The following is an 8,036-nucleotide window of genomic DNA, read 5'->3' as shown; positions in this document are numbered from 1 at the left end:
GACACCGTCAACTTCAACGCCGTCGACCTCGACACCGTCAACTTCAACGCCGTCGACCTCGACACCGTCAACTTCAACGCCGTCGACCTCGACACCGTCAACTTCAACGCCGTCGACCTCGACACCGTCGACCTCAACGCCGTCGACCTCGACACCGTCGACCTCAACGCCGTCGACCTCAACGCCGTCGACCTCGACACCGTCAACTTCAACGCCGTCGACCTCAACGCCGTCAACCTCGACACCATCAACTTCGGTGCCCTCGTCGACGATGGTCAGGGCGTCTTCGGCTTCACCACCGGTGGTGTCGTCGATACCCACCGCGGTGTAGTCACCCTCAAGGGTCCCGTCGGGGATCTCGACGTCCGTGGTGAAGTTGCCCTCGGAGTCCGTGGGCACATCCTCGACCGTCACGATGACGACGCCCTCGGAGTCGCGGATCTCGACGGTCACCGTCGAGTCCGGGGTGTATCCGGTCCCGTCGACCGTCACCGTGTCGCCAGGCTCGGCGACGTTCGGCGTGACCGTCACGGCCAGGTCGAGCTCGGCCTGCACGGCGCGAACCGAGGCAGAGGCGAGGTTCACCTGGGCGAGCGGGTCGCCCGGCAGCAGCGTGAGGGTCAGTGCCCGCTGCGTGAAGGACTCCGTCCCCGTCGGGTCGTGCGCCTCGATGTCGCCGGGCTGCAGCTGCACGTTCGCCACCAGGCTCACGACGCCGCCCAGCGCCTCGATCGCCGGCTCCAGGATCTCGAGAGTCGGGGTCACGACGGTCGAGCTGATGGTGCTTGCCAGCGTGCTGACAAGGCCCGTCGTCTCGTCGAAGAGCACGTCGTTCAGCGGTCCGGCCAACGCGTTGACGAGGTCATCGAGCGGGAGGAGGACGGGAACGCCGAGCAGCGAGACCGTGATGGAGGCATCGCCAGGGTCCACCGTGCCGTCGACGACATCGCCGACCGTGCTGTCGAGAGTGATGTTCAGCGCGGTCAGACCGCCCAGAATGCTGCCCTCAGCAGTGAACGTCAGGCCAGCCGACATGAGAGCCGTGTCGACAGCGTTGACGAGTGCGAGCGTCAGATCGTCGAGCGCTGAGGCGAGGCCGTCGTTGATGAGCGCCAGGGTCGCAGCGGAGAACACCTCGGTGTTGGGGTCGAGGTCGTTGAGCGACCCCGGACCGCCCAGGAGGGTCTCCAGGTCCACGGTGATGGTGCCCGCCCCGACATTGATCACCACACCGTCTTCGCCGAAGTCGTCGTCCAGCACGGGAGCGAGAGCCGTGGGGAGATCGAGGTCGATCGCGGAGTCGACCGTCAGATCGGAACCGAGCGCAGCGAGCACTCCGTCCAGGTCGCCGATGGTGCCAAGGGCGTCGGCCAGGAGCCCGTCCGGTCCGACGAGCGAGGCGACGGCGTCGTCCACCACGGGCACGACCTCGTCGTCTACCAGCGTGGCGATACCGGAGACCGCCGGGCTCTCCATCACCATCGTCGCGCCGTCGATCTGGTAGTCGCCCGTCGGTGCGCCACCAACCGGCCAGTCGGCCGTGCCGGAGACCGCACCGATCTCGAGGTCGAACTGCGAGAGCACGTCGTCGAGCCCGGCATCTGCGAGCAGTGGCGTCAGCGAGACGCTCGCATTGGCCGGGAAGTCCTCGGAGCCGCCGACCTCGATGGTGCCCTGATCGTTGACCGCTCCAGATGCTGCGGTCGCACCGTCCGCGTCAGCGGCGGCGTACTGGTTCACGGCGCCGAACTCGATGAGTCCGGTGTCCCCGAAGAGCGGGAGACCGCCCACGTCGACCACGAGGGCGTTGAGCACCCCTGCGGTGATCGGGCTGGTCTCGAGCGAGCTGCCGGACGGGTGCTCGGCGTGCGCTCCTTCGACCGTCGCGAGGTCATCGAGATCGACCAGTGCGGTGCTGCCACCGAGGAACTTGCCCAGTGCCTCGGTGTCGTCGGTCGGAATCGCCTGGGCGGCAGGGATGCCGGCGAGGGCCGCGGCACCCGCGACGCCCGCTGCGACAGCGAAAGCCGTCGCGCCCTTGGCATTGGCGTGCCTCCATCGTCGTCGTTGACGTGGAGGCGGTGAGTTCGCCGGTCGTCGACTGGCGTGCTCGTGCTGCTGACGCTGTGCGGCCATGAAGTGCCCCCTAGGCAGTTGCCGATCACTAGTCGCTTGCGGCAATGACGCTACGTGAGGCATCTCACGTCGGCGACCGGAGGGAACTTCACCCAGAAACTTCACCCGCGGGGCGTTGACCCCACTGCGTCAGGCGTTGGTGATGGCGAGTGCCACGTTGTGGCCGCCGAACCCGAAGGAGTTGTTGATCGCCACGATGTCGCCGTCGGGCAGCGCCGACGGGGTGTCGCGGACCAGCGGGACCTGCAGCTCCGGGTCGGGGGTGGCGACGTTGATCGTCGGGGGAGCGAGGCGCTCGTGCACGGCCTTGACCGCGAACAGCGTCTCGAGCGCACCCGCGCCGCCGAGCAGGTGCCCCGTCATCGACTTCGTCGCGGAGAGCTGCACGTGGTCGGCGTCCGCACCCAGGAGCGTGCGGATCGACCGGGTCTCCGTCAGGTCACCGACCTTGGTGGAGGTGGCGTGCGCATTGACGTGCACGACGTCCGGGCCGGTCGCGTCCGCGTCGGCGAGCGCGCGCCGCATCGCCGCGACCTGCCCCTTGCCGTCGGGGTCGGGGGAGGTGATGTGGTAGGCGTCGGCCGAGAGCCCGACGCCGGCGAGCCGCGCGTAGACCCGTGCTCCGCGGGCTGCGGCGTGCTCGGCGCTCTCCAGGACGACGACGGCGGCGCCCTCACCGATGACGAACCCGTCGCGGTCGACGTCGTACGGGCGGGAGGCACCGGCCGGGTCGTCGTTGCGCAGCGAGAGGGTGCGCGACGCGGCGAAGGCCGCGATCGGCATCGGGTGGATCGTCGCCTCGGTGCCGCCGCAGACGACGACGTCGGCGCGACCGGCCCGGATCATGTCGATGCCGTAGCCGATCGCCTCGGCACCAGAGGCGCAGGCCGAGACGAGCGCGTGCGCTCCGGCCTGTGCACCGAACTCGAGCGACACGTAGGCCGCCGGAGAGTTCGGCATGAGCATCGGGACGGTCATCGGCAGCAGCCGGCGTGCGCCGCGCTCCCGGAGCGTGTCCCAGCCGTCCAGCGTGGTCCAGATGCCACCGATGCCGGAGGAGACGACGGCGCCGAGCCGTTCGCCGTCGACCTCGGGGGCGCCGGCGTCCTGCCAGGCCTCGCGGGCGGCGATCATCGCGTACTGCGTGGAGGGGTCCATCCGCTTGATCTCGGGGCGGGGGAGGACCTCCTCCGGCTTGACCTTGATCGTCGCGGCGAACGTGACGGGGATCCCGTACTTCTCCGACCAGTCGTTCTCCATGGTCCGCGCGCCCGACTCACCGGCGAGCGCGGCTGCCCACGTGGTGGGCACGTCCCCGCCGAGCGGGGTGGTGGCGCCGAGGCCGGTGACGACGACCTCGCGCGAGGCAGCAGCGGTCATGGTGGAGCTCCTGGGTTCGGTGCGTGCGGTGGTGTGCAAGGGCTGCGCGGGCGGGCCGGTCGGGCCCGCCCGCGCAGCGTGGGCCGGAGCCTCAGGCCTGGGCGCCCTCGATGAACTTCACGGCGTCGCCGACGGTCGCGAGGTTCTTGACCTCGTCGTCCGGGATGCGGACGCCGAACTTGTCCTCGGCGTGGGTGACGATCGTCATCATCGACAGCGAGTCGATGTCGAGGTCGTCGGTGAAGGACTTCTCGGCGACGACGGCGTCGGTCGGCAGACCGGTCTCCTCGGCGACGATCTCAGCAAGGCCCTCGAGGATCTCGGAAGCGGTGTGAGCCATGGGGTGCGTATCTCCTTGAACAGGGTACCGGCCGTCCGGCACCGGGTCGGGGTGTGGCAGTGCGATTCTCTCGCATCACCGGGTTCGGACTCTACGGGGCGTTGCTACGGCAGCACGACCACCTGGGCGGCGTACACCAGACCGGCACCGAAGCCGATCTGCAGCGCGAGGTCGCCCGAGCGGGCCTGCCCCTCGCGGAGCAGGCGCTCGGTGGCGAGCGGGATCGACGCCGCCGACGTGTTGCCGGAGTCGGCGATGTCGCGGGCGACGACCACGGACTCGGGCAGCCTGAGCTGCTTGACCATCTGGTCGATGATCCGCATGTTCGCCTGGTGCGGCACGAAGACCTGGAGGTCGTCCGGCTCGACGCCGGCCTCGGCCATCGCCTTGGCGGCGATCGGTGCCATCTGGAAGCTCGCCCACTTGAAGACGGTCTGGCCGTCCTGGCGGAGCGTCGGCATGCCGAGCGCGCTGTCGGCGGCGAGCTCCTGCAGCGAGTGCGTCTGACGGATCGCCTGCGCCTTGGAGCCGTCGGACCCCCAGACGGTCGGGCCGATGCCCGGTGTGTCGGAAGGGCCCACGATCGCGGCGCCGGCGCCGTCGCCCAGCAGGAACGAGATCGACCTGTCGGTCGGGTCGACGAAGTCGCTGAGCTTCTCCGCGCCGATGACCAGGACGTTCCGTGCGGCTCCGGAGCGCACCAGGGCGTCGGCCTGCCCGATGCCGTAGGCGTAGCCGGCGCACGCCGCCGAGATGTCGTACGCGGCGGCCGGGGTCGCCCCGAGACGGTCGGCCAGCACGGCGGCACCGGACGGCGTCTGGTGGAAATAGGTGATCGTCGACAGGATCACGGCGTCGATGTCGGCGCCGACCAGGCCTGCGGCGTCCATCGCCTTGCGTGCGGCCGCCTCGGACAGGTCGAGCACGTCGACGTCCGTCGTGGCGTGACGGCGCGTGATGATGCCGGTGCGTTGCCGGATCCACTCGTCGGAGGAGTCGATCGGGCCGGCGACGTCGTCGTTGGTGACGATCTCGCTGCCCCGCTCGGCGGCGACGGCGAGGAGCCGGGAGTACCGGACCGGCTCGGCCTGGCGCAGCACCTTGCGGGCGTTCACGCCGCACCGCCGACGGCGGAGTGCCGCGCGATGAGGTCGCGGGCGGCCTCGACGTCGTCGGGCGACTTCACGGCCACCGACTCGACGCCCTTGAGCGACCGCTTGGCGAGTCCCGTCAGGACCCCGCCCGGGGCGAGCTCGAGGATGCCGGTGACGCCGCGCTCGGCGAGGGTCTCCTGGCACCGGTCCCAGCGGACCGGTGCGGTGACCTGGGCGGTGAGCCGGGCCAGGACGTCGGTGGACCGGCCGTGGCCGTGCGAGCCCTCGCCCAGCGTGGCGTAGTCGCCGCCGTCGGCGTTGCTCAGCAGGGGCAGGCGCGGGTCGGTGGCGAGCCAGGTCGTCGCGACGCTCTCGAAGGCGGCGCGGGCCGTGTCCATGAACGGGGTGTGGAAGGCGCCGGCCACCGGGAGCGGGATCACCCGGGTCCGGGCGGGCGGGTTCTCGGCGAGGTTGGCGAGGCGTTCGTTGTCGCCGGCGGCGACGATCTGCCCGCCACCGTTGACGTTGGCGGGGAAGAGGCCCGCGGCCTCGATCGCCGCGAGGACCTCGTCCGGGTCGCCGCCGACGACGGCACTCATCCCCGCCGGGGTCGCCGCCGCGGCGTCCGCCATCGCCCGCGCACGGTGCGACACGAGCCCGACCGCGCCGGCGTCGTCGAGCACGCCGGCGACCGCGGCCGCGGAGAGCTCGCCGACGGAGTGTCCTGCCGTCACGTCGACGACGTCGGTCGCCTCGCGCCCGTCCAGGATCGTCCGCAGCGCGAGCAGCGAGGCCGAGACGATGAGCGGCTGGGCGACGGCGGTGTCACGGATGGTCTCCGCGTCCGACGACGTCCCGTGCAGCGTCAGGTCGCAACCGGCGGCTGCGGAGAAGGAGTCGAGCAGGTCGGTGGTGCCGGGCAGCTCCAGCCAGGGGCTGAGCATCCCGGGGGTCTGAGAGCCCTGTCCAGGGCAGACGACGGCGAGCACATGACCACGGTGCCACCTGGACCACCCGCCGGAGCGTCGCGACCCCCACCAACCTCACCGTGGGCGGTTGTGGGAATCCTCAACCGCCGTCGGCGGCTCAGTCCTCTGGACCGAGCTGACCGAGCGCCAGAGCCACCTGCAGCACGAACGACTCGCGCGCGTCGAGCGGGTCCCAGCCGGTGATCTCCGAGACCTTGCGCAGGCGGTACCGGACCGTGTTGGGGTGCACGTAGAGCCGGCGGGCCGCCGCCTCGAGCGAACGCCCCGTCCCGAGGTAGGCCGACAGCGTGTCCAGGACCGAACCGGTGGCCTCCTGCAGGGGACGGTAGGCCTGCGCGACGAGGATCCGGCGCGCGGTGCGGTCGCCGGTCAGGACACGCTCCGGCAGCAGGTCGTCGGCCAGCACCGGGCGGGGGGCCTGGGGCCACGCGGGTGCCGCGGCGAGTCCCGCGAGGGCGGAGCGCGCCGACGCCGGCGCCTCCGTGATGCTCGACACGACCTGGCCGAACACCACCGGACCGGGGCCGAACCGCCCGATCAGGGAGCTCGCCGAGGTCACCAGGTCGCCCTCGCCCCCGAGGACGAGCACGAGCCGGTCGCCGTGGATGCCCACGAGCGTGTCGCCGGCAGCGCGCCGGGCGGCGCGGCGCAGGTCGGCGGTCCCGACGTCGTCCAGGCCGGACGTGGCTTCGCCGACGACGACGATCACCTGGCCGCGCCCGGTCCAGCCCAGCGCGGAGACGCGGGACCGCAGGGCGTCGTCGGTATCCCCGCGGACGATGGCGTCGACCACCAGGGCCTCCAGGCGGGCGTCCCACGCGCCGCGCACCTCGGCGGCGCGGGCGTAGACCTCGGCCGCCGAGAAGGCGACCTCGCGCGAGTAGCGCAGCACGGCCTCCCGCAGCTCACGCTCGTAGCCGGGGGAGGCGATCTGGTCGGAGTGCGCCTCGACGACGTCCACCATGAGGCGCACGAGCTGGAGCGTGTGCTGCAGGGAGATCGAGCGGGTCAGCTCCGGTGGTGCGGCCGCGAACATCTCGCCCACGCCGTGCGGGGTCTGCTTCGGGTCCGCGAACCAGGTGGCGAACGCGTTGATGCCGGTCTGGGCGACCAGTGCCACGTAGGAGCGGTCCTCGGCGGGGAGCTGGCGGTACCAGGCGACCTCCTCGTCGAGGCGGCGCATGGCTGCCGCGGTGAGCAGGCCGAGGCCTTCGCGGACGCGCTGGACGTTCTCGTCGCGCGAGACGGTCGAGGTCGGCATGTCTCGAGGATAGAGCCAACGTTGTGGGGAGTGCACAAATGGCCCGGCATCGAGGGCCTGTCCGCACGTTGGCCCGGCCTTGGGAGCCCACAGCCGATATGGTCGAGGCATGGCTCTGATGCCCCGACTCCGTCAGCTTCTCCGCCGGCAGCGCTCCACGTCGCGTGTGGGGACACGGCGTCCGACGGAGACGCCCCGCTTCGGTGACACCCTCCACGAGGACGCCCTGCGTGCGATGCTGCACGACGACCCGAACGACGCCCGCGCGTTCGACGCACTGGCCGAGGTGGTGCGGCGGCGGGCGGTCGAGCCCTCGACGGAGGACCCGCTGACCGCCCCCGACGAGGATCCGGACCGGCAACGGGAGGCCGACCTGGCCGTCTGGGCGCTGGCCGAGGAGCTCGCCGGCAACCCCAAGGCGTGGCGTCCGCTGCTCGAGCTCGGACGGCTCTCGGTGACCGAGGACCCTGAGGGTGCGTCACGCCGGTTCGCCACGGCGGCCGAGCGGGAGCGGACCGGCAGTGCTCTCGCCGAAGGCCTGCAGATCCTGCGCGACGCCGGGATGCCGATCGAGGCGATCGGGCTGGGTATCGGGCACTGGCGGGTGCGCGAGCAGACGCCCGAGGTGGGCCGCCAGCTCGTGCTCGCGGCGCTCGAGGCGGATCGCGTCTTCGAGGCCCGGCAGCACCTGGCAACTCTCGCGGACCACCCGGCCACGGCGGCCGTGGCCGAGATGCGTCCCGAGCTCGTCGCGGCGGTCGAGGCCGCCGAGGGCGCCGACGTCAGTCCCGGTTCGCCCACGTAGCGCACCGCGTCGATCCGACGCACGACGACGG

Annotated in this window: 7 protein-coding genes; 1 reads left to right on the top strand and 6 read right to left on the bottom strand. The window is 71.6% G+C overall.

Annotated elements, in window-relative coordinates; translation table 11 throughout:
- From PZC42_RS23615 to PZC42_RS20515, 6 genes are all read right to left on the bottom strand, one after another.
- Positions 1-2,136 (bottom strand): choice-of-anchor G family protein (locus PZC42_RS23615; RefSeq protein ID WP_277213917.1); only part of this gene is annotated, 2,136 nt, incomplete at its 3' end.
- A 129-nt stretch (positions 2,137-2,265) separates the two neighbouring features.
- Entirely contained in the window at positions 2,266-3,516 is a 1,251-nt protein-coding gene (locus PZC42_RS20535; protein WP_277213915.1) for a beta-ketoacyl-[acyl-carrier-protein] synthase family protein, read from the bottom strand.
- A 91-nt stretch (positions 3,517-3,607) separates the two neighbouring features.
- The gene (locus PZC42_RS20530; protein WP_277213914.1) at positions 3,608-3,856 is read right to left on the bottom strand and encodes an acyl carrier protein; all 249 of its coding nucleotides are present in this window, start codon (positions 3,854-3,856) and stop codon (positions 3,608-3,610) included.
- Between the two features lie 104 nt (positions 3,857-3,960).
- Positions 3,961-4,971, bottom strand: a complete 1,011-nt coding sequence (locus PZC42_RS20525) for a beta-ketoacyl-ACP synthase III (protein WP_277213912.1) — start codon at positions 4,969-4,971, stop codon at positions 3,961-3,963.
- Positions 4,968-5,939, bottom strand: a complete 972-nt coding sequence (locus PZC42_RS20520) for an ACP S-malonyltransferase (RefSeq protein ID WP_277213910.1) — start codon at positions 5,937-5,939, stop codon at positions 4,968-4,970. Before PZC42_RS20520 ends, PZC42_RS20525 begins: the two co-directional genes overlap by 4 nt.
- A 97-nt stretch (positions 5,940-6,036) precedes the next feature.
- A complete protein-coding gene (locus PZC42_RS20515; RefSeq protein ID WP_277213908.1) occupies positions 6,037-7,200 on the bottom strand; it encodes a PucR family transcriptional regulator in 1,164 nt (387 codons plus the stop codon).
- Positions 7,201-7,309: 109 nt separating this feature from the next.
- Here PZC42_RS20515 and PZC42_RS20510 point away from each other — a divergent pair, with 109 nt between their 5' ends.
- Positions 7,310-8,005 (top strand): hypothetical protein, encoded by a 696-nt coding sequence (locus tag PZC42_RS20510; RefSeq protein WP_277213907.1) that lies wholly within the window; start codon positions 7,310-7,312, stop codon positions 8,003-8,005.
- The last annotated feature ends 31 nt before the right edge of the window (positions 8,006-8,036 follow it).

The sequence above is a fragment of the Isoptericola croceus genome (genome assembly GCF_029382255.1).
Classification (GTDB): domain Bacteria; phylum Actinomycetota; class Actinomycetes; order Actinomycetales; family Cellulomonadaceae; genus Isoptericola; species Isoptericola croceus.
The sequence above is the reverse complement of the archived record's forward strand: the minus strand, read 5'-3'. Positions and strand labels throughout refer to the sequence as shown.